At 64.3% G+C, this 23,066-nt stretch carries 21 protein-coding genes; 16 read left to right on the top strand and 5 right to left on the bottom strand.

The genetic code is table 11. From position 1 onward, the window contains the following. Positions 1-120 precede the first annotated feature (120 nt). Positions 121-528, bottom strand: coding sequence for a rubredoxin (locus tag KHP16_RS09455; RefSeq protein ID WP_109583570.1), 408 nt, complete (start codon positions 526-528; stop codon positions 121-123). A 100-nt stretch (positions 529-628) separates the two neighbouring features. Then, the gene (locus tag KHP16_RS09450; RefSeq protein WP_211960063.1) at positions 629-1,021 is read right to left on the bottom strand and encodes a carboxymuconolactone decarboxylase family protein; all 393 of its coding nucleotides are present in this window, start codon (positions 1,019-1,021) and stop codon (positions 629-631) included. A gap of 82 nt (positions 1,022-1,103) precedes the next feature. Between KHP16_RS09450 and KHP16_RS09445 the strand changes: the two genes are divergently transcribed. Beyond that, positions 1,104-1,997 (top strand): LysR family transcriptional regulator, encoded by an 894-nt coding sequence (locus KHP16_RS09445; protein WP_211960062.1) that lies wholly within the window; start codon positions 1,104-1,106, stop codon positions 1,995-1,997. Between the two features lie 48 nt (positions 1,998-2,045). On the opposite strand, the gene KHP16_RS09440 is transcribed toward KHP16_RS09445, so the two are convergent. After that, on the bottom strand, positions 2,046-2,348 hold the full coding sequence (locus KHP16_RS09440) for a putative quinol monooxygenase (protein WP_211960061.1): 303 nt from the start codon (positions 2,346-2,348) through the stop codon (positions 2,046-2,048). 194 nt (positions 2,349-2,542) lie between these two features. Between KHP16_RS09440 and KHP16_RS09435 the strand changes: the two genes are divergently transcribed. Next, positions 2,543-3,778: an NAD(P)/FAD-dependent oxidoreductase gene (locus KHP16_RS09435; protein WP_211960060.1), complete on the top strand. Its 1,236-nt coding sequence runs from the start codon at positions 2,543-2,545 to the stop codon at positions 3,776-3,778. Between the two features lie 54 nt (positions 3,779-3,832). Here KHP16_RS09435 and KHP16_RS09430 read toward each other — a convergent pair whose 3' ends face one another. Further along, positions 3,833-4,033 carry a hypothetical protein gene (locus tag KHP16_RS09430; protein WP_244835732.1) on the bottom strand — a complete coding sequence of 67 codons (201 nt, stop codon included), beginning with the start codon at positions 4,031-4,033 and terminating at the stop codon, positions 3,833-3,835. Positions 4,034-4,088: 55 nt separating this feature from the next. Beyond that, a complete protein-coding gene (locus KHP16_RS09425) occupies positions 4,089-4,628 on the bottom strand; it encodes a (R)-mandelonitrile lyase (RefSeq protein WP_211960059.1) in 540 nt (179 codons plus the stop codon). A gap of 102 nt (positions 4,629-4,730) precedes the next feature. On the opposite strand from KHP16_RS09425, the gene KHP16_RS09420 reads away from it, so the two are divergent. The 14 genes from KHP16_RS09420 to KHP16_RS09355 all read left to right on the top strand — a co-directional run bounded on the left by KHP16_RS09420 (position 4,731) and on the right by KHP16_RS09355 (position 23,062). Then, on the top strand, positions 4,731-5,618 hold the full coding sequence (locus tag KHP16_RS09420; RefSeq protein ID WP_211960058.1) for a LysR family transcriptional regulator: 888 nt from the start codon (positions 4,731-4,733) through the stop codon (positions 5,616-5,618). A gap of 128 nt (positions 5,619-5,746) precedes the next feature. Beyond that, entirely contained in the window at positions 5,747-6,823 is a 1,077-nt protein-coding gene (locus KHP16_RS09415; protein ID WP_211960057.1) for a glycosyltransferase family 4 protein, read from the top strand. A gap of 11 nt (positions 6,824-6,834) precedes the next feature. After that, positions 6,835-9,045, top strand: coding sequence for an amylo-alpha-1,6-glucosidase (locus KHP16_RS09410; RefSeq protein ID WP_211960056.1), 2,211 nt, complete (start codon positions 6,835-6,837; stop codon positions 9,043-9,045). Positions 9,046-9,058: 13 nt separating this feature from the next. After that, positions 9,059-9,889 carry an IclR family transcriptional regulator gene (locus tag KHP16_RS09405; protein WP_211960055.1) on the top strand — a complete coding sequence of 277 codons (831 nt, stop codon included), beginning with the start codon at positions 9,059-9,061 and terminating at the stop codon, positions 9,887-9,889. A gap of 134 nt (positions 9,890-10,023) precedes the next feature. Next, positions 10,024-11,073 (top strand): porin, encoded by a 1,050-nt coding sequence (locus tag KHP16_RS09400; RefSeq protein WP_211960054.1) that lies wholly within the window; start codon positions 10,024-10,026, stop codon positions 11,071-11,073. Positions 11,074-11,284: 211 nt separating this feature from the next. Further along, positions 11,285-11,854, top strand: coding sequence for a GbsR/MarR family transcriptional regulator (locus KHP16_RS09395; protein WP_109583581.1), 570 nt, complete (start codon positions 11,285-11,287; stop codon positions 11,852-11,854). A gap of 5 nt (positions 11,855-11,859) precedes the next feature. Further along, a complete protein-coding gene (locus KHP16_RS09390) occupies positions 11,860-13,245 on the top strand; it encodes a cytochrome ubiquinol oxidase subunit I (protein WP_211960053.1) in 1,386 nt (461 codons plus the stop codon). Positions 13,246-13,253: 8 nt separating this feature from the next. Next, positions 13,254-14,288, top strand: a complete 1,035-nt coding sequence (locus KHP16_RS09385) for a cytochrome d ubiquinol oxidase subunit II (protein WP_109583781.1) — start codon at positions 13,254-13,256, stop codon at positions 14,286-14,288. Positions 14,289-14,399: 111 nt separating this feature from the next. Beyond that, positions 14,400-14,837 (top strand): MarR family winged helix-turn-helix transcriptional regulator, encoded by a 438-nt coding sequence (locus tag KHP16_RS09380; RefSeq protein ID WP_211960052.1) that lies wholly within the window; start codon positions 14,400-14,402, stop codon positions 14,835-14,837. A 58-nt stretch (positions 14,838-14,895) separates the two neighbouring features. Further along, on the top strand, positions 14,896-16,401 hold the full coding sequence (locus tag KHP16_RS09375) for an efflux transporter outer membrane subunit (RefSeq protein WP_121491719.1): 1,506 nt from the start codon (positions 14,896-14,898) through the stop codon (positions 16,399-16,401). An 80-nt stretch (positions 16,402-16,481) separates the two neighbouring features. Continuing rightward, positions 16,482-17,696 (top strand): HlyD family secretion protein, encoded by a 1,215-nt coding sequence (locus KHP16_RS09370; protein ID WP_109583585.1) that lies wholly within the window; start codon positions 16,482-16,484, stop codon positions 17,694-17,696. Between the two features lie 27 nt (positions 17,697-17,723). Further along, on the top strand, positions 17,724-19,283 hold the full coding sequence (locus KHP16_RS09365; RefSeq protein ID WP_211960051.1) for a DHA2 family efflux MFS transporter permease subunit: 1,560 nt from the start codon (positions 17,724-17,726) through the stop codon (positions 19,281-19,283). A gap of 35 nt (positions 19,284-19,318) precedes the next feature. Continuing rightward, positions 19,319-20,239 carry an oxygenase MpaB family protein gene (locus tag KHP16_RS09360; RefSeq protein WP_109583587.1) on the top strand — a complete coding sequence of 307 codons (921 nt, stop codon included), beginning with the start codon at positions 19,319-19,321 and terminating at the stop codon, positions 20,237-20,239. Positions 20,240-20,293: 54 nt separating this feature from the next. Beyond that, complete coding sequence (locus tag KHP16_RS09355; RefSeq protein WP_244835731.1) at positions 20,294-23,062, top strand: autotransporter family protein; 2,769 nt, start codon at positions 20,294-20,296, stop codon at positions 23,060-23,062. Positions 23,063-23,066: the final 4 nt, after the last annotated feature.

The following is a 23,066-nucleotide window of genomic DNA, read 5'->3' as shown; positions in this document are numbered from 1 at the left end:
AGGCCAAAGCGGTGGCCTGAATGCCGCTACAACTTCCTGCCCGATATGCCGGATATTCCCGATACGAAGACGTCGTCGTAATGGATCAAAACGGAATCACAGCGCGGTATCAGAGGAGAATCACAGCGGCACCATCGCAAAGTCTTCCTTGCCGACATCGCACAGCGGACAACGCCAGTCGTCGGGGACATCCGCCCACTTGGTGCCGGGCGGAATCCCCTCTTCGGGCAACCCCTCGGCCTCGTCATACACCCAGCCGCAAAGCAGACACACCCACTGCTGAAATTCAGCCTCAGCCACGCGCGGCGTTTCCGCCTTGGTCTGAACCGGCGCCTCGGCAATGACATCCAGCGCCACCACCAACGGCGCCGCGGTGTCTGCCAGATCCGCCTCCAACCGCCGCTGCAACGCCTCATACAACTGCCGCGCTTCCTCGCGCGAAAGATCGATCCAATAAGGCTCCCCGGCAGTGTCGTTGAGGCGTTGCGCGGAAAACTGAAGTTCGAGGAATGTGCCTTTGGTGTACATGCGGTTAAAGCGTTGGGGACGACCCCAGACGATAAGCGAGTACGCACCGCAGCGTCGTACGCTCAGCCGTACGAGTCATACAAAAACGTTGAAGGCAGGGTCACGCCAATGGCAACCCCACCCCCATCTCTTCGAACACCTCCTTCACCACCGCCAACCCATTCAACGCCGCCGGAAACCCAGCGTAGACCGCCATCTGCATCACCACCTCCACCACCTCTCCCGGCGTGCATCCCACATGCAAGGCTGCATGAACGTGTACACGCAGTTGCGGACGGGCATTGCCCAGTGCGCACAGGGCTGCGACGGTTGCCAGTTCTCGTTCGCGCAGGCCCAGTCCCGATCTCGCATAGATATCGCCGAATGGAAACTCGACGATATAGCGGGCGAAATCCGGAAACGACTTCCTCAGCGACTCGATGACCTCGATGCCAGCCGTGCCATCCACTGCGGACAGCATGCGCAAACCTTGTTCGTAACGATCGACGCTCATGTTCCACCTCCTTGTTGAATGCAGCCACTGTACGAGCCACCGATCGATGTGCGAATGACCAATGTTGTGATACCTTTTTGATATGGTCCAACGCCTCGATTCCCGATCCCTTTCGCTGTTCCTGGCCGTCGCCGAGACGCTGAGTTTTCGGCAAGCGGCCGAGCGGCTGCATCTCTCCCAGCCGCCGCTCAGCAGAGCGGTGCGGGAGCTCGAGGAGCGGTTAGGGGTGCGGTTGTTCGAGCGGAACACCAAAGGCGTAACGCTCACCGCCGCGGGGGAGAAGCTGCTGCCCTATGCCCGCGGCGTAGCGAAATTGCTTCGCGAGGCCGAGGCGGCCGTCGTAACGCAGGCCTTACCACCGAATCTGCGGCTTGGGCTCACCAGCGCCGTCGAGCCGGCGTGGTTCCGAGGATTGGCGCAGCGGGTGCAGGCCGCGCACCCCGGCACCGTCGTCACGACGTTCTCGGATACCTCGCCGCGGCTCGTGCGGCAGATGCGGGCGGGCAAGCTGGATGCCGCCTTCATCGCCTTGCCGACGGACGCTGACGGGCTCCATCTGCGCGAGCTCGATCGGTTGCCCATGGTCGTGGCGATACCGTCGGTGCATCGGCTGGCAAAGCGCAGGGCAGTGCGTCTCGCGGACCTGCAAGGCGAGCGCGTCTTCTGGTTCGAGCGCGCACGCCAGCCCGCCTTCTACGACCACTGCCAGACGGTTTTCTCCCGCCATGGGTTCGCACCGCCAAAGCTCAGGGAGCCCACGGACCACCATGTCCTGCTCAGCGAGGTCGCCAACGGCCGCGGTATCGCGCTGCTGCCGAAGTCGTTCACTGCCCTGCGGCGCGCGGGTATCGTCTACCGGCGGTTGGTCGAGGGCGAGGAACTATCGGTGGGCATCGGCCTCGCTTCGCCGTCGGATCGTGCGGACGTGGCCCACATCCTCACAGCCGCAGCCGGATTCCCGCAAGACATCGGATAGACCAAACGGGACTTACAACGAACGGGTGTTGCGCGCCGGAATGTGTACTCAGCCCGGCAGCTTTGCCGCCAGCACGTCTACCTTCTCGATCGACGGAGGCTTCGCGAATAGCGTATCGGCCTTCTCCATGAGCGCGGCCGCAACTTTGCCAGAAAGGTGAGCCTCCCGCCCGGCCTCGTCCGGAAACGCATCGAAGATGCCAAAGGTAGACGGTCCAAGGCGGATGCCGAACCACGCTGTGGTCGCGGGCTCCGCCTCCACTAGCGGTAGACCGCTCAAAAGAAAGTTCTCAACCTCCTTCTCCTTGCCCGGCTTGGCTTCCAGACGAACGAACAATGCGAGCTTTACCATGACATATCTCCCGATGATGAACGAATACTGCCTCGCCCTCATCCCACTCTAGTGCATGCGCCCGTGCGTTTCGCTCGAACCGCAGAATTCAGACAAAGCGAAACAGAATCGCAGAAGACGCACGCGGTATCGCGCACCTATGGTGTTGACTGTCGCCGGCCACCGGCGCGGACGACGCATCTGGAGCCACTGTCATGGTCAAGATCTATGGAAGACGTCGCTCCGCCAACGGCTATGCGATTCGCGACTTCCTTCATCGCAGCGACATTCCTTACGAGTGGATAGAGCTCACAGGCGATGCGGACGCGGCATCGCTTGCTGGCGTGCGGAACCTGACCGATGCCCGCTTGCCCCTGTGCGTCTTCCATGACGGCACATGGCTCGAATGTCCGACCATCCGCCAGATCACGGAGAAGCTCGGATGGTTCGCCAACCCTTCACGTTCGGAGTACGACCTGGCCATTTACGGCGCCGGTCCCGCCGGACTCAGCGCGGCGGTGTACGGGGCATCGGAAGGGCTGCGCACCGTACTGGTGGAACGATGGGCAGTGGGCGGGCAGGCCGGTAGCAGTTCGAAGATCGAGAATTACCTCGGCTTTCCAGATGGCATCGGCGGCTGGGAACTCGCCGAACGCGCTCGCACCCAGGCAATGAAGTTCGGTGCCGAAATACTGCTTGCACGCGCCGGCGTACGCGCGGAGTTTCCGCCCGGAAAGGGCATCGTCTATCTGGAGGATGGAACCCGCATCACCGCTAGAACGTCCATCTGCGCGACTGGGGTGGCGTATCGCAAGCTAGGCCTGGCCGACGAGGATCGCTTCTTCGGTTCCGGCCTCTACTATGGCGCGGGCGCGAGTGAAGCGGCACTGACGCACGGTGAAGACGTCTATATCGTTGGAGGCGGAAACTCGGCGGGTCAGGCGGCCATGTACTTCGCGCTGTCGGCCAATCGCGTCTGCATGATCGTGCGCGACGCCTCGCTGAAGAGCTCGCTCTCGCAATACCTGGTGGACCGTGTGACCTCCGCACCGAATGTCGAGGTCGTAACCTGCACGCAGGTCACGGCGCTCCGCGGCGACGAGACGCTGCGTGGCGTCACGCTGACCGATGTGCGCACTGGCCAGCGCCGCGACGTCGACGCGCACTGGCTCTTCGTCTGCATCGGTGGCGTGCCGCAAACCGAATGGGCGACGGAGGTGGGTATAGTGCGTGACGAGTCCGGCTACCTCGTCACGGGTCCGGACCTCCGAGAGTTCGCGCCCGATCTGCAATGGCCGCTCGAGCGCGCTCCGCTTTATCTGGAGACCAGCACACCGGGCGTGTTTGCCGCGGGCGACGTACGCCATGCGTCTATCAAGCGCGTGGCATCGGCCGTGGGGGAAGGCGCTATGTGCGTGGCGCTGGTGCATCGCTATCTAAACGACGGCTGACCCGCCGCGCGTGGCGAACAGCGCGGGGCCGTCTTGCGATATCGGGGCCGGATGTCAGCTCTTGGCGTACTCGAACTGCGGCAGCTTCTTCAGCGCGTCCTTGCTTGCACCGGGGAGGATCGCTTTCAGCGCGATCTGCCTGGAATGCTGGACGGGGATCGCGACACGATGCGACGCCACCCCAAGGAAACCGCCCACATCGACGATCGCGGCGGAGAGCGTACCGTCCGGCGCCCGCAAGGCGCGCGGCGTCACAGACATTGTCGGGGCACTACCCAGCCACCCGGCGCCAGCCCGGCGACGCGTTGCTTCAGGCCGGGACCGCAAACCAGACGCGCCTTGCGGGGGCACCGGTCAGAGGACCGCTGTTCGACTTCGCTCCGGCCATCGCCATCCAGTTGACGTTTTTTCCGTCCAGCATGCGGGTCACGGCAAGATGCGTCATCGCGCTATCGGGTGCGGCGCCGTGCCAGTGCTTGACACCCGGCGGGCACCAGACAACATCGCCTGGGTGAAGGATCTGGACCGGCTTGCCCCATTCCTGAGTCAGCCCCGTACCGGACAGCACAACGAGACGCTGCCCTGCGGGATGGGTATGCCACGCCGAACGCGCGCCGGGCTCGAAGGTCACGTTGCTCCCGGAGGCGGGGATGTCCTTGCTGGCTGGCCAGACCGGCTCCACGCGCACACGCCCGGTGAAGAACTCGGCCGGACCAGCGCTTGCCGCCTGCGTGCCGGCACGCGCGATCTGCTGGACGTCATTGGCAGTGCCGGCCGCGGAAGGCGAGGCCTGCACGGTCCCCATCGGCAAGATGCCAGCGGCACAGCAAAGTCCGCAGAAGAGTTTCATGACATGCGTCCTTGAATAGCGTTGTGGGTTCACACTGTACGACCGCTATCATTGGGTGAGAAGATTGTCTAATCCGCATACACTGGTGCATATCATTCACCAATGGCTATCGACAACCTGAACGATCTGCAGCTGTTCGTCATTGTGGCGAGGGAGCGCAGCTTTACGCGGGCAGCCGCGCAGGCCGGCTTGTCGCGCTCCGCGCTAAGTCATGCGATATCGGCACTGGAAGCGCGACTCGGCGTTCGGCTGCTGACGCGCACCACGCGTAGCGTGTCGCTCACCGATGCTGGCGCGCGCCTGTTGAACGTGCTTGCGCCGCGGCTCGGCGAGATCGAAACCGAACTCGCGTCGCTCGCGTCCCTCCGCGATGCGCCTGCCGGCACCGTCCGCATCACGGCCCACGACCACGCCATTGCCAAGGTCCTATGGCCGAAGCTTTTGCCTCTCCTGCGGCAGTACCCCGACATCCACATCGAATTCAGCGTGGACTATGCGATGACCGATATCGTGGCGCAGCGTTTCGACGCAGGCGTACGCAGCGGTGACCGTGTGGACAAGGACATGATCGCGGTTCGCATCGCGCCCGACCTCCGCATGGCCGTGACCGCATCCCCCTCCTATCTTGAAGGTAAGCGGCCCCCCTCCGCGCCGCAGGATCTGACGGCACACCGTTGCATCAACCTGAGGCTGCCCACGCATGGCGGGCTTTATGCGTGGGAACTGGAGAAGGGTCGCAAGTCGGTCAGCGTGCGCGTGGACGGTCAAACGACCTTCAACAATACGTTGCTGATGCTACAGGCGGCACTCGATGGCATGGGGCTCGCCTACCTCCCTTTCGACCTCGTGCAGCCCTACGTGGCGCAAGGCCTGCTATCGCCCGTGCTCGAAGACTGGTGGCCGACGTTTCCCGGCTACCACATCTACTATGCCACGCGGCGCCAGATGTCCCCTGCCCTGAAGCTGGTCATCGACGCGCTCCGCATCTGAGCCGATGCGTTCGGCGGGCGCAGGAACGAGACATAGCTGAGCAGAAATCGATAAGAAGCGCGGAGAGGTCGTGGGTAGACTGCACTTGCAGCTCGCTACAGAGCGAAAGCCGGAGCCAGGAAGAACCCATGAGAATCGCACAGATCGCGCCCCTGGCGGAACGCTGCCCGCCTATCCTCTATGGCGGAACCGAACGCATCGTGTCATATCTCACGGAGGAACTCGTATCGCAAGGTCACGACGTCACGTTGTTTGCGAGCGGCGACTCCGTAACCAGGGCCGCGCTCGTATCCAGTTGTAGCGGAGCAATGCGCCTCGATACAGAGATACGCGACCCCTCGCCGTATTACCTGATGATGCTGGATGAAGTCGTCGCGCGAGCACACGAGTTCGACGTCATCCACTTCCATATCGACATGCTGCACTACCCGTTGCTGCGGCAAATGGCTTCGCCTGTCGTGACGACGCTCCACGGACGGCTCGATCTGGCGGACCTTCAACCGTTCTACCGACGATTTCCCCAGTACCCCGTCGTGTCCGTATCCGCCGCACAGCGCCTTCCCATGCCCGCGGTCAACTGGGCGGGCACAGTACTGCATGGCCTGCCGCCCGACCTGTTGCGCTACCGGGCGGAGCCGTCGGGCGGCTATCTCGCGTTTCTTGGACGCATCTCGCCGGAAAAACGCCCCGACCATGCCATCGAGATTGCCGCACGGGCGGGGTTTCCCCTCAAGATCGCGGCAAAGATCGACGAAGTCGACCGGGCCTACTGGGAAGGAACGATCGAGCCAATGCTGAAGGCAAACCCCCTTTGCGAATACATCGGGGAGATCGACGAACAGGAGAAGGCCAGGTTCCTGGGTAACGCTGCCGCCTTGCTATTTCCCATCGCATGGCCCGAACCATTCGGCGTCGTCATGATCGAGGCAATGGCCTGCGGCACGCCGGTCATTGCGTTTCGCTGCGGGTCCGTCTGCGAAGTCATCGAAACGGGCGTCAGCGGCTTTATCGTCGAAACGGTCGATGACGCGGTGGCGTCAGTGCATCGCCTCGGGGAGTTGTCACGCGCCGGGGTGCGCGCCGCGTTCGAGGAACGCTTCACTGTGAAGCGCATGGCAAACGATTACCTGCGCATCTACCGCGGCCTGCAATCGTCGCCAAGCGTCGTGCGGCGGGACGAGCCCGATGAACTCGAGCTCGCTTGAAAGGAGACGCCATGCAATCCGATTCGCCAGTCCATGACGGGGATACGACAACGGTGGCTGGGGCGCTGCGTGTGGCGCAGTTTTACATTCCTACCACGGCGTCGCTTCAGGAGCGCAGGCCACGGACGCTCAAGCACGGCGATGCCTTTGCGCTGTTCGACCACAACGGCGACGCAGTGGGAGGAATCGGCAGTCCGGAGGGTCTATACCATCTCGATACCCGGCATCTCTCGTTCCTGCGGCTGTCCATCGATGGCGCCCGCCCCATGTTGCTGTCTTCCACGCTGAATGACGACAATTCCGCATTGACCTGCGACTTGACGAATCCCGACCTCCCCGATGAGAACGGGAACCTGAGGCTGGAGCGAGATCTGATCCACCTGCGCCGCACGCGGTTTCTTTGGAACGGCACCTGCTACGAGCGGCTCGCCGTGAGCAACTTTGACGAATGCGCGCGCCGCGTTCGCATCGAGATCGATTTCGCCGCCGACTTCGCGGATGTTTTCGAGGTTCGCGGCACGGCGCGCGCCCGGCGGGGATCCCTTCACGAAGCCACGCTGACGCCGGAGTCCGTCACGCTGAGTTATACGGGCCTGGATAACGTCGTGCGTAAAACGGTACTCGGCTTCCATCCGACACCGGATAGCCTGACGGCAACCCGTGCCAGCTTCGCGTTGACGCTCGATCCGTTGTCGTCGAAGCAATTGAGCATGGAGGTCCGCTGCGCTTCGTTTTCCGAGGCGCCTGCCGGACCCCTGACCTTTCTATCCGCGCTGCGCAAGTCTCGTAGAGAGTTGCTGCGGATGTCGGAGCGGGAAACCTCGATTGAAACGTCGAATGAATCGTTCAACGAGCTATCCCGCCGCAGTGTCTCGGACCTGCACATGCTGAGAACAGACACACCGCACGGCCCCTACCCCTACGCTGGCATTCCATGGTTCAGCACGCCGTTCGGCCGAGACGCCATCATCACAGCCCTGGAGGTGCTATGGCTCGATCCACAACTCGCGCACGGGGTTCTGCAGTATCTCGCGGCTCGGCAGGCGAACGCGATCGATGCAAAGGCCGACGCCGAGCCCGGCAAGATCCTTCATGAAACCCGCCACGGCGAGATGGCGCAGCTGGGAGAGGTGCCGTTCGGACTGTATTACGGAAGCGTCGATGCCACACCGCTGTATGTCGTGCTCGCCGGCGCCTACCTTCAGCGCACCGGTGACATCCACGCCATCCGCGCGCTCTGGCCGAACATCCGCGCGGCCCTGAACTGGATCAGTGATTTTGGAGACCGTGATGGCGATTTGTTCGTCGAGTACGGACGGCAGTCGCCAGAGGGGCTGATCAACCAGGGATGGAAGGACAGCCGCGATTCCGTTTTTCACGCGGATGGACAACTTGCACCGGGGCCCATCGCGTTGGCCGAGGTGCAGGCGTACACCTACGGTGCATGGAATGCAGCCGCACTCATCTGTTCGGCGCTTCATGATGTGGCCGGCGCGGCGACCTACGCCGCCAAGGCGGCCGCGATACGCGATGCATTTGACGCCCGCTTTTATGATGCGGCCCTCGGAACCTATGTGCTGGCCCTCGACGGCGACAAGAGACCTTGCAGAGTCCGCGCTTCGAATGCCGGGCACACATTGTTCACCGGCATTGCAAGACCGGAACGCGCGCGCTCGGTCATCGCGGCGTTAATGGATAGCCGTACATTTTGCGGGTGGGGCATTCGCACGGTGTCGTCCGATGCCGCACGCTTCAATCCGATGAGTTATCACAATGGCTCCGTCTGGCCTCACGACAATGCGCTGATCGCGCGGGGCATGGCGCGCTATGGTCATCGCGCGGAGGTGCTTCGCATATTCGAGGGTCTATTCGCTGCGTCGAACTACATCGATCAACGCCGGCTGCCCGAATTATTCTGTGGCTTCCGTCGCCGACGCAGCCAGGGCCCTACCTTCTATCCCGTTGCCTGTTCCCCGCAGGCGTGGGCGGCCGCTGCCCCACTGCTGCTCCTGCAAGCTTGTCTCGGCCTCGACTTTCATCCTGACGAGCCGGCCATCACTTTCCACACACCGGCATTGCCGTCGTTCCTTGACGAGGTTCGGCTGCTCAATCTCACCGTGGGCGCGCATAGCGTGAGCGTGGCGCTCCGACGCCTCGCGGGCGGTGTGGTCGTGGACGTGCTGGAGCGACAGGGCGGTATCCAGGTGCGGACGCTGGCATAGGGTTATCCCGTATTTGCAGTCGCGGCGCCGCGTCGTCACAATCGATTCATATATTCGAATGAAGTTCACATATATGAACGACTCTGTACGGTCCGCTGCACGGGTACTGGACCTGCTTGAATTCTTTGCGGCAACGGGAGAAGGGGTACCGTTGACTTCGGTGTCCACCACTTTCGGCATGCCCAAGAGCAGTACCCTGGGGCTGCTTCGCACGTTGCTGTCGCGTGGATACATCGAACGCGACGATCACAGCCTCTACCGATTGAACCCGGTTTTCCGCCGCGCCGGCTTTGGGTGGAATGGCGATGTCGAAGCACGACTGATTGCGCTGACCAAGCCCCTGATGGATGACCTGTGCGAGGAAGTCGGTGAGACGGTGATCCTCAGCGTCCTGACCGATGACGGCCAGGTGAAGACGGTTTCCAAATGCCTGGCGAAGGCGGTGGTGCGCTACGACCTCGAGCTCGGCAAGCCGTATCCCGGTTACTGCTCGGCGATGGGTCGAACGATGCTCGCATGCCTGCCGCGCGCGCGCCGCGATGCGATCCTCGCGGCCAACCCACTGACGCCGCGCACGCCCTTTACGGTCTATGACCTGGACGGCGTCAACGCGAAAATCGATCAGGCGGCGGAAGACGGCTATGCCATTTCCGACGAGGAATTCGTGCTGGATGGCGTGGGTATCGCCATGGCCATTTGCGACGCCACGGGCGCGCCGGTGGCCGCGCTGGACGTCGGCTGCGTCGCCAGCCGCTTTCCCGCCAAACGGGAATCCATCGTGAATGCGCTTGGCGCGGCTATCGCGCAATTGCCTCCGCCCTTCCGCTCCCGCTTGCTGCGCTAACTTCAGCGCTAACTTCAGCGCTAACTTCCGCGCCCCCTCGGCACGGTAAGTCGCTGTCATCAGGAATCGGGCCATTCATGAAGCCCGATCCATATCTCCGCCCTCAGCAGGTTTTTTACCAACCGGAGTGAAGCATGAAGGCGAGAAAGCTGCGCATTGCCGCAGTGATTGCAGGGTTGTTTACGGGCGCTGTACACGCCCAGTCGTCCGTGACGTTGTACGGGGTCGTCGATGCCGGGGTGGAGTTCGTCAATCACCTTGGCGCCGGCGATAACACGTCGGTCCGCATGCAGTCGGGCAACCTGTCCGGTTCGCGCTGGGGCCTGCGTGGGTCGGAGGATCTGGGCGGCGGTCTGAGCGCGGTGTTCGCGCTGGAAAGCGGCTTCAACATCGATGACGGGAGGAGCGGCCAGAACCGCCTCTTCGGCCGTCAGGCATGGGTCGGTCTGCGCAGCGCGTATGGCCTGGTGACATTGGGCCGCCACAACACGCCGATGTATGAGTACGGCGTGCAATACGACCCGATGGCGATCTCGACGCGCTATTCGATCGGCGTGCAGGACCCGACGTTCCAGTCGCGCGCGGACAATGCGATTCGATACGAGGGCAAGTTCGGTCCGATCACCGGCAAGCTGTTCTACAGCACCGGCGTGGACGGCACCTCGGGGGTCAACGGGGAAGTCCCGGGCAACTACAAGGTGGGCCGGGAATACAGCGGCAGCCTGGCGTATGAAAGTGGACCGCTGGCGATCGCCGCCATCTACGACGAGGTAAACGGGAGCACCGTCGCCACCGCCGACAACAAGACGCGCAAGGCGGCCATCGCGGCCAACTACAAGATCGGCCCGGTGCGGCCATACCTCGGATATCGTTACGGCCGCATCATGACGCCGCCCACGTCGCAAACGACCAATCTGTATTGGGCCGGTGCCCTTTGGGAAGTCACGCCGGCACTGTCGCTCACCGGCGCGGCCTATTATCAGGACTTCCGCAAGACCGGCGCCGACCCCTGGCTATTCATCCTCTCGGCGGATTACGCCTTCTCCAAGCGCACCGATGCTTATCTGACCGTGGCCTACACGCGCAACAAGGATGGCTCGGACCTGGGCACCGGCGGCTTCGGCACGACCCTGGCCGGCAAGAACCAGACGGGCGTCCTCGCGGGCATTCGTCACAAGTTCTGATTCGTATAGACGCGCAACTGCATGGATAAAGTGGGAATCGGGACAACCGGTTCCCTTTTTTTCAACCGTTTCCGCCCGGGCCGGGTCGCCCGCTGCCCCGGGTGACAAACCGCCGCACCCCTGTACAAACCCTATGTCTTCGTTCTAAACTTTCAGAAATTACTAAAAATTGAAAACGAACCGCCCCCACGCCATGTCCCCTGCCACCCCGATGCAACTATCCCCGCTGGTCCAACGATTCGTGCTGCATTTCGGCGAAATGGGCAGCCGGTGGGGCATCAACCGGACGGTTGGGCAGATTTATGCGCTGCTGTTCACCGCGCCGCGTCCGCTCAATGCGGACGAGATTGCCGAGGCGCTGTCGTTTTCGCGGTCCAACGTGAGTATCGGGCTCAAGGAGCTCGAGTCGTGGAATCTCGTGCGGCTGTCGCATCAGCCTGGAGACCGGCGGGAGTACTACTCCGCGCCCGATGACGTCTGGGCGATTTTCCGGACGCTGGCCGAAGAGCGGCGCCGGCGGGAGATCGATCCCACGCTGTCGATGCTGCGCGAAGTCCAGCTGGAATCGCCCTCCTCGCCCGACGATCGCCATGCGCAGGCGCGCATGAAGGAAATGTACGGCCTCATCGTGCTCGTCACCGGATGGATGGGTGACATGCAGAAGCTCGATGTCGCCACGCTGGAAAAACTGATGCGGCTGGGTTCGCGCGTGACCAAGCTGCTGGAGGTGAAGGACCGGATTGCGTCCGTCACCAAGTCCACGCGCGCCAAGAAGGAATAGAGGCCATGTTTGCCGACGTAGATCCGGTGATACTGGCGCGAATCCAGTTCGCCGCCAATATCACCTTCCATATCCTGTTTCCCACGATCAGTATTTCCCTCGCGTGGGTACTGCTGTTCTTCAAGCTCCGCTACGGCAAAACCGGCGACGAGAGCTGGATGGACGCCTACCGCCTCTGGGTCAAGGTGTTCGCGCTGACGTTCGCGCTCGGGGTCGTCAGCGGCATCACGATGAGTTTCCAGTTCGGTACCAACTGGCCTGGCTATATGGAAACCGTCGGCAACATCGCGGGGCCGCTGCTCGCCTACGAGGTGCTGACCGCGTTCTTCCTGGAAGCCACGTTCCTCGGCATCATGCTGTTCGGCATGCGTCGCGTGAGCAACCGCATGCATACCATCGCCACGCTGCTCGTCGCGGGCGGCACCACGCTCTCCGCGTTCTGGATTCTCGCGCTGAACTCGTGGATGCAAACTCCCGCCGGCTTCGAGATGATCGATGGCCGCGCGCATGCCACGAGCTGGTTCGAGATCATCTTCAACCCCTCGTTCCCGTATCGTCTGGTGCATATGCTGCTCGCTTCCGGGCTGACGGTGGCGTTCCTGCTGGCCGGTCTCTCGGCCTATCGCTGGCTTCGCGGCGATCGCGGCCGCGATACGCTCGCCGCGATGCGTACCGGCGTGGTGCTCGGCGCGATCCTGATTCCGCTGCAGATCGTGGCGGGCGACCTTCACGGCCTGAACACGCTGCATCATCAGCCGGCCAAGATCGCCGCGATGGAAGGCATCTGGAAAACCGAGAAGGGAGCGCCGGCCGTGCTGTTCGGCATTCCCAACGCGACCACGCGCAGCAATGACTACGAGATCTCGATCCCCAAGCTGGCGTCGATCTACCTCGCGCACGATCCCGAAGGCGAGATCAAGGGCATCGATGCATTCGGCGACAAGCATCCACCCGTGGCGCCAATGTTCTACGCGTTCCGCATCATGGTCGGCATCGGCCTGCTGATGCTCGCCGTGTCCTGGGTGGCCGCCTGGCAGTTCCGCAAGCGCGGCGCGCCCGCGCCCTGGATGGCCCGCGCGCTCGTGGCGATGACGTTCTCCGGCTGGATCGGCCTGATCGCGGGCTGGTACGTGACCGAGATCGGCCGCCAGCCGTACCTCGTCTACGGCGTGCTCACCACCGCGCAGGCGGCATCGAAGGTGCCCGCGACGATGATCGGCTCGACGCTTGCCATGTACCTCGCGCTCTATGTGGCGCTGCTGATCGCCTATATCAGCGTGGTGTTCCACCTTGCACGCAAAGCCGGCAAGACCGATCAGCACGCGGATCCCGACTCGCTCATCATGACGCCGCAGCCCGTAATCCTGACGCCCGCAAGGAGCGCTCAATGAGTTATGCCATGACCCCAGCCACCCCTGATCTCTCGCAACCCGCGGGCTGGCTCCCGCTCGTGTTCCTTGGCCTGATGGCCCTGTCGATGCTGATCTACGTGATCCTCGACGGCTACGACCTCGGCGTCGGCGTGTTGCTGCGCCGTGCCGACGATGCGGACAAGGACACGATGATCGCGTCGATCGGCCCATTCTGGGATGCCAACGAAACCTGGCTCGTCCTCGGCGTGGGCCTGTTGCTGACCGCGTTCCCGATCGCGCACGGCGCCATCCTCACGCATTTGTACCTGCCCGTGGCACTGATGCTCGCCGGACTGATCCTGCGCGGCGTGGCCTTCGACTTCCGCGTCAAGGCACGCGACCCCCACAAGCCGTGGTGGAACCGCGCGTTCTACGCGGGCTCCCTGCTCGCCAGCTTCTCGCAGGGCCTGATGCTCGGGCTCTACATCACCGGCTTCCGCTACGACTGGCCCAACCTGCTGTTCGCGATCGCCGTGGGGCTCTGCCTCGTGGCCGGCTACTGCGCACTCGGCGCGGGCTGGCTCGTCATGAAGACCACGGGCAGCCTGCAGAAGCGCGCCACCTACTGGGCCCGCCGTAGCCTGTGGCTGACCGGCGTGGGCGTGACCGCGATCTCGGTCGTGACACCGCTCGTGAGCACGCGCATCTTCGAAAAGTGGTTCTCGCTGCCGAACATCATCCTGCTGGCGCCGATTCCGCTGGCGACGGTCGCAATCTTCGTGGTACTCGACCGATTGCTGCGGAAGCTGCCGGCGATGCAGGCAGCCGGCAATGACCGCTGGTGCTGGGTGCCGTTCGCGGGCACCGCGGCGATCTTCCTGATGGCGTTCAATGGCCTGGCCTACAGCCTCTTTCCGTACCTCGTCGTCGATCAGATCGATATCTGGCAGGCGGCGAGCGCACCGGAATCGCTGGCGGTGATCCTGATTGGCGCGGTGATCGTGCTACCGACGATCCTTGGCTACACCGCGTATGCCTATCGCGTGTTCTGGGGCAAGGCCACGGATTTGCGGTACTACTGATCCACCTCCCCATCGCATTAGTTTTTGCCTATCTTCGCGATAGGCAAAATTTTATTGTAGTATCTGATGCATCAGCTATTGTTGCATCAACCAAGTCGGGAGTGCTGCGAGATGGACCATTACACGAAGGACAACTTCCAGATGACGAAGAGCGTAGGCTTCCAGCTGAACCGGGCCCGCAATTCGTTGGTGATGGAGCTGGATGGCGCGTTGCAAAGCCTGGACATCACGGCCCAGCAAATCGGCATCTTGCTGTCGCTCACTCACGGTGTGGCGAGTACGCCCTACGAGCTTTGCAAAATCCTGGCCATCGACACCGGCCTGATGACCCGCATGCTGGACAAGCTCGAAAAGCGCGGCCTGCTATGCCGGAGCCGCAGTCTGGAAGATCGGCGCGTAGTCAATCTCGCTATCACCGAGAAGGGCCTCGAAGTGGCCGCTCGCATTCCTGACATCGTTTTACCGGTGCTGAACCACCGCTTGCGCGACTTCACGCCGTCGGAGTTTGACGAGTTTCTTCGTCTGCTCAACAAGTTCAACAACGCCTGAGGGCGATTCCAGAGATCCGCCCCCATTTTTTTTGCTCATATACCTGATAGGTCAGAAAATGATGAATCAGCATACGCCGCAGCGACTGCGCGCCACGCGCCTGCTGGCACCGGTCCTGACGATGGTCGCCGCGGCCGTGCTGGCCGGCTGCGCCAACTACGCCGGCATTCACAGCGACAAGCAGATGGTCGAGCCCGCCCAGCTCACCGCCACCGAGAGCCTGCCAGCCCAGCAGGGCCGCTGGCCCGCCGCCGACTGGGCCGACCAGTTCGGCGACACGCAGCTCAAGTCGCTGATCGACGAAGCGCTGCAAGGCAGCCCGACGCTCGATATCGCACGTGCCCGCGTGGATGCGGCGCGCGCCATGAGCGAAAGCGCGAACGCCAACACGCTGCCGCGCGTCGGCGCCGGTTATTCCTGGACACGCCAGCGGCTCAGCGAGAACGCACTGGTGCCGCAGGGTTTCGGCGGATCGTGGATCTCCGAGAACAAGGCGGTGCTCGATGCCTCCTACGAACTCGACCTCTGGGGCAAGAACCGGGAGGCGCTGAAGGCCGCGGTCTCGTCCGTCCGGGCCAGCGAAGCCGATGCGGAGCAGGTACGCCTGACGCTGACCAACGCGATCGCGCGTGCCTATAACGAACTCGCCCGGCTCTATACGTTGCGCGATATCGCCAACGATGAAGTCGTGCAACGCCGCGACGTGCTGCGGGTGACCAACGGCCGCGTAACGATGGGCCTCGATACCGAAGTCGAGAAGCGCACCGCCGAGGCGGACCTTGCCACGGCCGAAGCCGCGCTGTCCGCGCTCGACGGGTCGATCCGCCGCACGCGCTATCAGCTCGGCGCGCTGCTGGGCAAGGGTCCCGATCGCGGCCTTGCAATCGAAAAGCCCGCGCTCGGCGCCGGCGCCGAAGTTCGTCTGCCCGACAACCTGCCCGCCGACCTGCTGTCGCGCCGCCCGGACATCGTTGCGGCGCGCTGGCGTGTCGATGCCACGTTGCACGACATCAAGGTGGCCAAGGCCGAGTTCTATCCGGACATCAACCTGTCGGCGGCGATCGGTCTCGACGCGATCGGCTGGGGCCGCTTCCTGCGCGCGGCCAGCCGTACGGCCTCCGCGGGTCCGGCCATCCATCTGCCGATCTTCGATGGCGGCGCCCTGCGCGCGCAGCTCAAGGGCCGCTACGCGGACTTCGACTACGCGGTGGCGAACTACAACGAGACGCTGATCAACGCGCTCACGGATGTGGCCACGCAACTGTCGGACATCCAGTCCATCGACGCGCAGATCGTCAACGCCGAGCGTAGCGACACCGCGGCGCAGCGCGCGCAGAAGCTGGCCATGGCGCAGTACAAGGCCGGCCTGACGACGCAGCTCACGGTGCTCAATGCCACGACCAACGCGCTCGCGAGCAGCCAGAACGTCGCGAACCTGCGGATGACGCGCCGCGATCGGCAGATCGCGCTGGCCTCCGCGCTTGGTGGCGGATTTACCGATGCGTCCGATTCCATCCGGCAGGCGGCCGTGATGTCGAACGTCACGTCGAACGTCACGCACTGACTGCCGCACGCCATAAGCCATAAGCCATACGCGACACGCCATACGCCATACGCAGAAAACTTCCGAATACAGGTGCCACCATGAACGCAGAGAACAAATCCGAAACCGCCGCGATCCAATCCCCCGACACGAGGACCGCCACCGTCAATCCTTCCTCCGGCAAGCGCAAGAAACTGCTCGCCGCGCTGGGCCTCGTCAGCGCGCTGGCCGCGATCGGCTACGGGACGTATTACTACACCGTCGCCCGGTTCCATGAGGAAACCGACGATGCCTACGTCAACGGCAACCTCGTGCAAATCACGCCGCAGGTCACGGGAACCGTGGTGACCGTGAACGCGGACGACACGCAGATCGTGAAAGCCGGCGAGCCGCTCGTCACGCTCGATCCTGCCGATGCGCGCATCGCGCTCGCCAATGCGGAAGCCGCGCTCGGCCAGACCGTGCGCCAGGTCAGCGCGCTCTACGTCAACAACAACGTGCTCGCCGCCACCGTCCGCCAGCGCGAAGCGGACCTGTCGCGCGCGCAATCCGATCTGCGCCGCCGCACGGAAGTCACCGAGACCGGCGCCGTGTCGGCGGAAGACGTCGCGCATGCACGGGATGCGGTGAAGATTGCCGCGGCCGCGCTTGATACCGCGCGCCAGCAGCTTACGGCCAACCACGCGCTGACGGACCGCAGCAATGTCGCCGACCATCCGAATGTGCAGGCCGCGGCCGCCAAGGTACGCGATGCCTGGCTCGCCAACGCGCGCAACACGCTGCCGGCGCCCGTCACGGGGTACGTCGCGCGCCGATCGGTACAGGTGGGCCAGCGCGTGGCACCGGGGAATCCCATGATGGCCGTCGTGCCGCTCGATGGCGTGTGGGTCGACGCCAACTTCAAGGAAGTGCAGCTGCGCCGGCTGCGCATCGGCCAGCCCGTGGAATTGCGGGCCGATGTCTATGGAGGCACCGTGACCTATCACGGCAAGGTGGTGGGCTTTGCCGCCGGCACCGGCAGCGCGTTCTCGGCGCTGCCCGCGCAGAACGCGACCGGCAACTGGATCAAGGTCGTGCAACGCCTGCCCGTGCGCATCGAGCTCGATCCCGCCGAACTGCGCGCGCATCCGCTGCAGATCGGCCTGTCGATGCTCGTCGACGTGAACACCAAGGGGACCGGGGCGGAGCTCGGCACGGCCGACGCGTCCAACGCAACATATCGCACCCGCTACGCCACCGACGTGTTCCAGCGCCAGGGCGACGAAGCGGATCGCGAGATCGCGCGGATCATCGCGCAGAACGGTCCGCAAGCCTGAGGCCGCAGACATCCATCGGAGCGCATCATGTCTACGCAGACACCGGCAAACCCGCCACCGCTGACTGGCACGAAACTGCTGCTCGGCAGCTTCGCGGTCGCGCTGGCCACCTTCATGAACGTGCTGGATTCGTCGATCGCGAACGTCGCGATTCCGACGATCTCCGGCAACCTCGGCGTGTCGGTCGACGAGGGGACATGGGTCATCACGCTGTTCGCCGCGGCCAATGCCGTGTCGATTCCTCTTACCGGTTGGCTCACGCAACGCATCGGGCAGGTACGGCTGTTCGTCGGCGCGCTGCTGATGTTCGTGCTGTCTTCGTGGCTGTGCGGCATCGCGCCTAACCTCACGATTCTGCTCGCCGCGCGTATTCTCCAGGGCGCAGTCGCGGGGCCGCTGATTCCCTTGTCGCAGGCGCTGCTGCTCGGCTCGTTCCCGAAGGACAAGAGTTCGTCCGCGCTTGCGCTCTGGGCCATGACCGCGACGGTGGGTCCGATTGCCGGCCCGGCGCTCGGCGGCTGGATCACCGACAGCTACTCGTGGTCGTGGATCTTCTATATCAACGTGCCGGTCGGTATCTTTGCGGCGGCTGTCACGTGGGCGGTCTATCGCGAACGGGAGTCGAAGACGCGCAAGCTGCCGATTGACCTCGTCGGCCTCGCATCGCTGGTCACTTGGGTCGGCGCGCTCCAGATCATGCTCGACAAGGGCAAGGACCTCGACTGGTTCAACTCGCCCGTTATCGTCACGCTCGGCGTGGTGGCGCTGCTCGGCTTCGTGTTCTTTGTGATCTGGGAGCTGACCGAGCCCAATCCGATCGTCGATCTGCGCCTGTTCAAAGGGCGCAACTTCCTCGCGGGGACGGTGGCGATCTCCGTCGGCTACGCGGTGTTTTTTGCGAACCTCGTGGTGTTGCCGCAATGGATGCAGCAGTATCTGGCCTATCCGGCCGTCAATGCGGGGCTGGTGACCGCACCGCTTGGCATTTTCGCGGTGATCCTCGCGCCCGTGGTCGGCAAGTTCCTGCCGAAGGCGGAACTGCGCGTGCTGGCCACGCTGTCTTTCCTTGGTTTCGCGGCGGTGTTCTTCATGCGCTCCAACTACACGACCGGCGTGGATACGTACACGCTGGTGCTGCCGACCCTGCTGCAGGGGATTCCGATGGCGCTGTTCTTCGTACCGCTCACGGCGATCCTCCTGTCGGGACTGTCGCCCGACAAGATCCCCGCGGCGGCGGGCTTGTCAAACTTCGCGCGCGTGTTCTGCGGCGCGGTGGGGACGTCGCTGGCCACCACGGGATGGAACAACCGCTCGATCCTGCATCACGCGCAGCTCGCCGAGCAGGCAAACCCGAACAATCCGACCTATGTAGCCGCCATCGAGGGCATCCAGCGCACGCTGAACTTCTCGCCGGATCAGGCCGTGGCGTTTTTCGAGCGCAACCTCAACACGCAGGCCGTCATGCTTGGGCTCAACGATATCTTCTGGATCTCGAGCGTGACGTTCGTGGTGATCATTCCGCTGATCTGGTTCACGCGGCCCGCGCGGAATGGCGGGGCGGCGGCGGCCGCTTCGGGCGCGCACTGAGGACAAGCCGGCGGCTTGCGTAGTAAGCTGCCGGCATGGATGTCAACACGCGGCCCAATCGTTTGATCTCGCGCCTGCGCAACCACGCGGGCGCGCAGGTTCGCGCGATTACGCGCAGCAATTCCGGCCTCACGCTCGACTACGACAATCCGCCTGGCGACCCCGGGCTCTTCGGTCCCGATGCGGTTTGCTGGCGCGTGCATGCGGACTTTCCCGCAATGCTTGCCGGTGGCGTCAGCGCGCTGCTGTTGCAGGCGCTGCATCCTCTGGCGCTCTCGGGCGTGTGGGACCACTCGACGTTTCGGGTCGATATGCAGGGGCGGCTCGGACGCACCGCGCAGTTCATCGCCGGCACCACGTACGGCAACCGCGCCGATGCGATGCAGTTGATCGAGCGCGTGCGGCGCATTCATGCGAGCGTTCGCGGCACGGCGCCCGATGGCCGGTCGTATGCCGCCGACGATCCCGCTTTGCTGACGTGGGTCCATGTGGCCGAGGTATCCAGCTTCATGGCGGGATATCTGCGCTATGTGGGGCCGTTATCGGCTGACGATCAGGATCGCTACTTCGCGGAGGAGGCGCGCATCGCGGCGTTGCTCGGCGCACCGGATGTGCCGGACTCACGCGCGGCCATCGATGCCTATCTTGCCGCCCAGCGTCCGCATCTCGTGGCGAGCGAGCGCACGCATGAGGTCGTGCGGCTCGTGATGTCGATGCCCGTGGCGCGGCGTCAGTTGCTGCCCGCGGTGCGGGTGATGACCGATGCGGGCGTGGCGTTGCTGCCCCCGTGGGCGCGGGAGATGCTGCGGCTCGACGGGGCGTCGCTGCGGCGGCCGTTTTCGCTGGCGGCCATGCAGCTGTTGGCGCCCGCGATGCGATGGACGCTGGGTCCGGGACTAGCGGCGCGGGCGCGCCGGCGCGCGCTACGGCACGATACCCCGTCAGACACTGCTTGATTGCGATATGGCGCTCACCTAGTCTCTACAGCGTAATCCACGCGTGGAGTCGTCTTGACCGCATGCCTTCGCCTGCGATTGAGCGCACTGCTAGCCGTTGCCGGTCCGTTCGCGCATCCTGCCGCCAGCGACGCGGCGTGCGACGATCCAGCGCCGGGTAGCGGCACCACCGTGACATGCACCGGCACGGTTTCCGTACCGGTGCTCGCCATCGCTGGCAGCGATCACGTGACGGTCAGTATCGGTGCCGACAGCCGCGCCGCATTCAGCAATCTCACGGCGCCCACCGCCTTTCGCGTCGATACGGGCAGCCGCATCGTGAATGACGGTCGGCTATCGCTCAGCGGCGGCGCGGCCACCGGCAGTAATCGCGGCGCCGTGCTCGTCGGTATTGGCGATGGCAACAACCTCATCGTCACCGCGCGCGGCGTCATCGATACGACGGGCGCCTTCAACGACGCCATCGCCGCCAATGGCAGCGGCAATATGCTCGTCAATCATGGAACCATCCGCACCGCGGGGCCCAACGCCTATGGCATGACTGCGGCATGGGGCCAGACAAATTCGGGGCAGACCGGCAACACGCTGCTCAACACAGGCACGGTCACTACCACCGGCAGCAACGCGCGCGCGATGTCGATCCTCGGCGGAAGCGGAACGGTCACCAATCGCGGCATGCTGCTGACGTACGGTAACGCGAGCTTTGCCGCCTATATGCAAGGCAACCACAACAGCTTCGTCAATACCGGTAGCATCGAGACGCGCGGAAGCGGCGCGGACGCCGTGTTCTCCAACACGGCAAGCGCGGCCTTCACAGCCACCATCGAGAACCAGACGGGCGGGCAAATCGTCGCGCGGCAGGCCGCCGCGGTACGTACGCTCAACGGCGCGACCACCGTCATCAATGCTGGCCTGTTGCAGGGCGACGCCGGCCTTGCGGTCTCGATGGGCTCGGGGGCCAATACACTGGTGCTGCAATCGGGCTCCGTCATCCGCGGAACGGCCGATGGCGGCGGCAACGCGGCAACGGCACTCGTGTTGCAAGGCAGCGGCACTGCCGACAACGGCTTCACGCGCTTTGCCACGCTGCGCATGCAGGGCGACGACTGGCGATGGCGCGGCAACGGCGCCTTCCGAAACATCGAACTGCAGACGGGGACATTCCATCTGGATAGCGCGATCGGCGGCAACACGGCAGTGCGCGCGGGCGCTGTCCTCGCGGGCGGCGGCACACTCACGGGCGGTGTGGTCAACAGCGGAGTGGTACGCCCGGGGGATGGAACCGCCGGCGGGCAGTTGACCATCGCCGGGGACTATACGGGCAACCACGGGACGCTGCGCGCCACCGGCGTGCTGGGCAACGATGACTCACCGGTCTCGCGGCTCGTGGTTTCGGGCGGTGCCATCCGCGGCGTCACCACGATCATGCTGACCAATGCAGGCGGGACGGGCGGGCTGACGGCGAGCGACGGCATAGCGATGGTACGGGCCATCGGCGGCGCGACATCCGCCCCCGATGCGTTTGTGCTGTCGGGCGGGTCCGTCAGCGCGGGCGCCTACACCTATTACCTGTATCGAGGCGGCGTCACCGCCGGCACGGCGGACAGTTGGTATCTACGTTCCACGGTGCCGCCTGCGCCGCCGGGGCCACCCTCGACGACCACACCCAACACACCCAACACACCCAACACACCGAATACGCCCGACACGCCCAACGCACCGCCCCCACCGGACGCGCCGGGCGCGCCAATCGCGGCGCCCGGCACGCCGCCGTTGCCGGTCGTCCCGGCCGGAAGCGGCCCCGTGCCCCTGTATCGCGCGGAGGTGCCCGTCTATGCGGAGGTGCCCGCCGTCGCGCGCGAACTGGGCATACAGCAGATCGGCACGTTCCATGATCGGCAAGGACAGCAGTCACTGCTCGACGTCCGCGCATCCGGAATGCCGGATGCACCGTCCCCGTCCGTATCGCGAAACTTGCCCGCCAGTTGGGCGCGCATCTGGGGTGGCCGCGCACAACAGGGCCAGCGCGGCGATGTCACGCCCGCCTTCGACGGCACGATGACGGGCTTTCAGCTAGGCCAGGATGTCTATGCCGATGCCGACTCGTCGGGACACCGCAACCACTATGGCGCGATGGCCGCCTTCGCTCATGCCACCGGCGACGTCAGCGGCTTCGCGCTAGGGTTTCCGGGGTCGACGGTCGGTACGCTGGACATCGATGCCTACACGCTCGGCCTGTACTGGACCCACATCGGGCCGTCTGGCTGGTACACCGATACGGTCGTGCAAGGCAGCGCGCTGACCGTATCGCCGCGTTCTATACCAGGGGTCGGTGGGGGCGGCGGGCTCGGCGCGCGCACCGACGGTACCTCGATAGCGACTTCGGTCGAGGCCGGCGTACCGCTGACGGCCGGCTCTGGCATGACGATCGAGCCTCAGGTACAGGTCATCTGGCAGCGCGTGAATGTGGACGATATCGCGGACGACGGCGTGTCCCGCGTAGCGTTTCGTACGGCCGACGGCTGGCTCGTCCGCGCGGGCGTCAGGGTGGAGAACCGCGTCATGTATCGCGGAATCGTCTGGATGCCCTATCTGCGCGCGAACGTCGTCCGGCGCTTCGGCGGAACCGACCAGACGGTGTTTGCGGGGATCGATGCGATTGGCACCAGCGTCAACGCGAGTTCCGCCCAGTTCGGCGCGGGCGTCGTCGCCCAACTGAGCGCGCACGGCAGCGCATACGCGACGGTGAGCTACGCGACAAACATCGACGGGTCGCGGGAGAACAGTCTGTTCGGCCGCCTCGGCGTGCGCTGGTGCTGGTAATGAG

Source organism: Cupriavidus plantarum (genome assembly GCF_905397285.1).
Lineage (GTDB): Bacteria > Pseudomonadota > Gammaproteobacteria > Burkholderiales > Burkholderiaceae > Cupriavidus > Cupriavidus plantarum.
The sequence above is the reverse complement of the archived record's forward strand: the minus strand, read 5'-3'. Positions and strand labels throughout refer to the sequence as shown.

Bases quoted from the DNA above. Each gene is read 5' to 3' on its own strand.
- KHP16_RS09455 (WP_109583570.1), bottom strand. From the start codon at position 528: ATGTACACCAAAGGCACATTCCTCGAACTTCAGTTTTCCGCGCAACGC.
- KHP16_RS09450 (WP_211960063.1), bottom strand. From the start codon at position 1,021: ATGAGCGTCGATCGTTACGAACAAGGTTTGCGCATGCTGTCCGCAGTG.
- KHP16_RS09445 (WP_211960062.1), top strand. From the start codon at position 1,104: ATGGTCCAACGCCTCGATTCCCGATCCCTTTCGCTGTTCCTGGCCGTC.
- KHP16_RS09440 (WP_211960061.1), bottom strand. From the start codon at position 2,348: ATGGTAAAGCTCGCATTGTTCGTTCGTCTGGAAGCCAAGCCGGGCAAG.
- KHP16_RS09435 (WP_211960060.1), top strand. From the start codon at position 2,543: ATGGTCAAGATCTATGGAAGACGTCGCTCCGCCAACGGCTATGCGATT.
- KHP16_RS09425 (WP_211960059.1), bottom strand. From the start codon at position 4,628: ATGAAACTCTTCTGCGGACTTTGCTGTGCCGCTGGCATCTTGCCGATG.
- KHP16_RS09420 (WP_211960058.1), top strand. From the start codon at position 4,731: ATGGCTATCGACAACCTGAACGATCTGCAGCTGTTCGTCATTGTGGCG.
- KHP16_RS09415 (WP_211960057.1), top strand. From the start codon at position 5,747: ATGAGAATCGCACAGATCGCGCCCCTGGCGGAACGCTGCCCGCCTATC.
- KHP16_RS09410 (WP_211960056.1), top strand. From the start codon at position 6,835: ATGCAATCCGATTCGCCAGTCCATGACGGGGATACGACAACGGTGGCT.
- KHP16_RS09400 (WP_211960054.1), top strand. From the start codon at position 10,024: ATGAAGGCGAGAAAGCTGCGCATTGCCGCAGTGATTGCAGGGTTGTTT.
- KHP16_RS09395 (WP_109583581.1), top strand. From the start codon at position 11,285: ATGCAACTATCCCCGCTGGTCCAACGATTCGTGCTGCATTTCGGCGAA.
- KHP16_RS09390 (WP_211960053.1), top strand. From the start codon at position 11,860: ATGTTTGCCGACGTAGATCCGGTGATACTGGCGCGAATCCAGTTCGCC.
- KHP16_RS09385 (WP_109583781.1), top strand. From the start codon at position 13,254: ATGACCCCAGCCACCCCTGATCTCTCGCAACCCGCGGGCTGGCTCCCG.
- KHP16_RS09380 (WP_211960052.1), top strand. From the start codon at position 14,400: ATGGACCATTACACGAAGGACAACTTCCAGATGACGAAGAGCGTAGGC.
- KHP16_RS09375 (WP_121491719.1), top strand. From the start codon at position 14,896: ATGATGAATCAGCATACGCCGCAGCGACTGCGCGCCACGCGCCTGCTG.
- KHP16_RS09370 (WP_109583585.1), top strand. From the start codon at position 16,482: ATGAACGCAGAGAACAAATCCGAAACCGCCGCGATCCAATCCCCCGAC.
- KHP16_RS09365 (WP_211960051.1), top strand. From the start codon at position 17,724: ATGTCTACGCAGACACCGGCAAACCCGCCACCGCTGACTGGCACGAAA.
- KHP16_RS09360 (WP_109583587.1), top strand. From the start codon at position 19,319: ATGGATGTCAACACGCGGCCCAATCGTTTGATCTCGCGCCTGCGCAAC.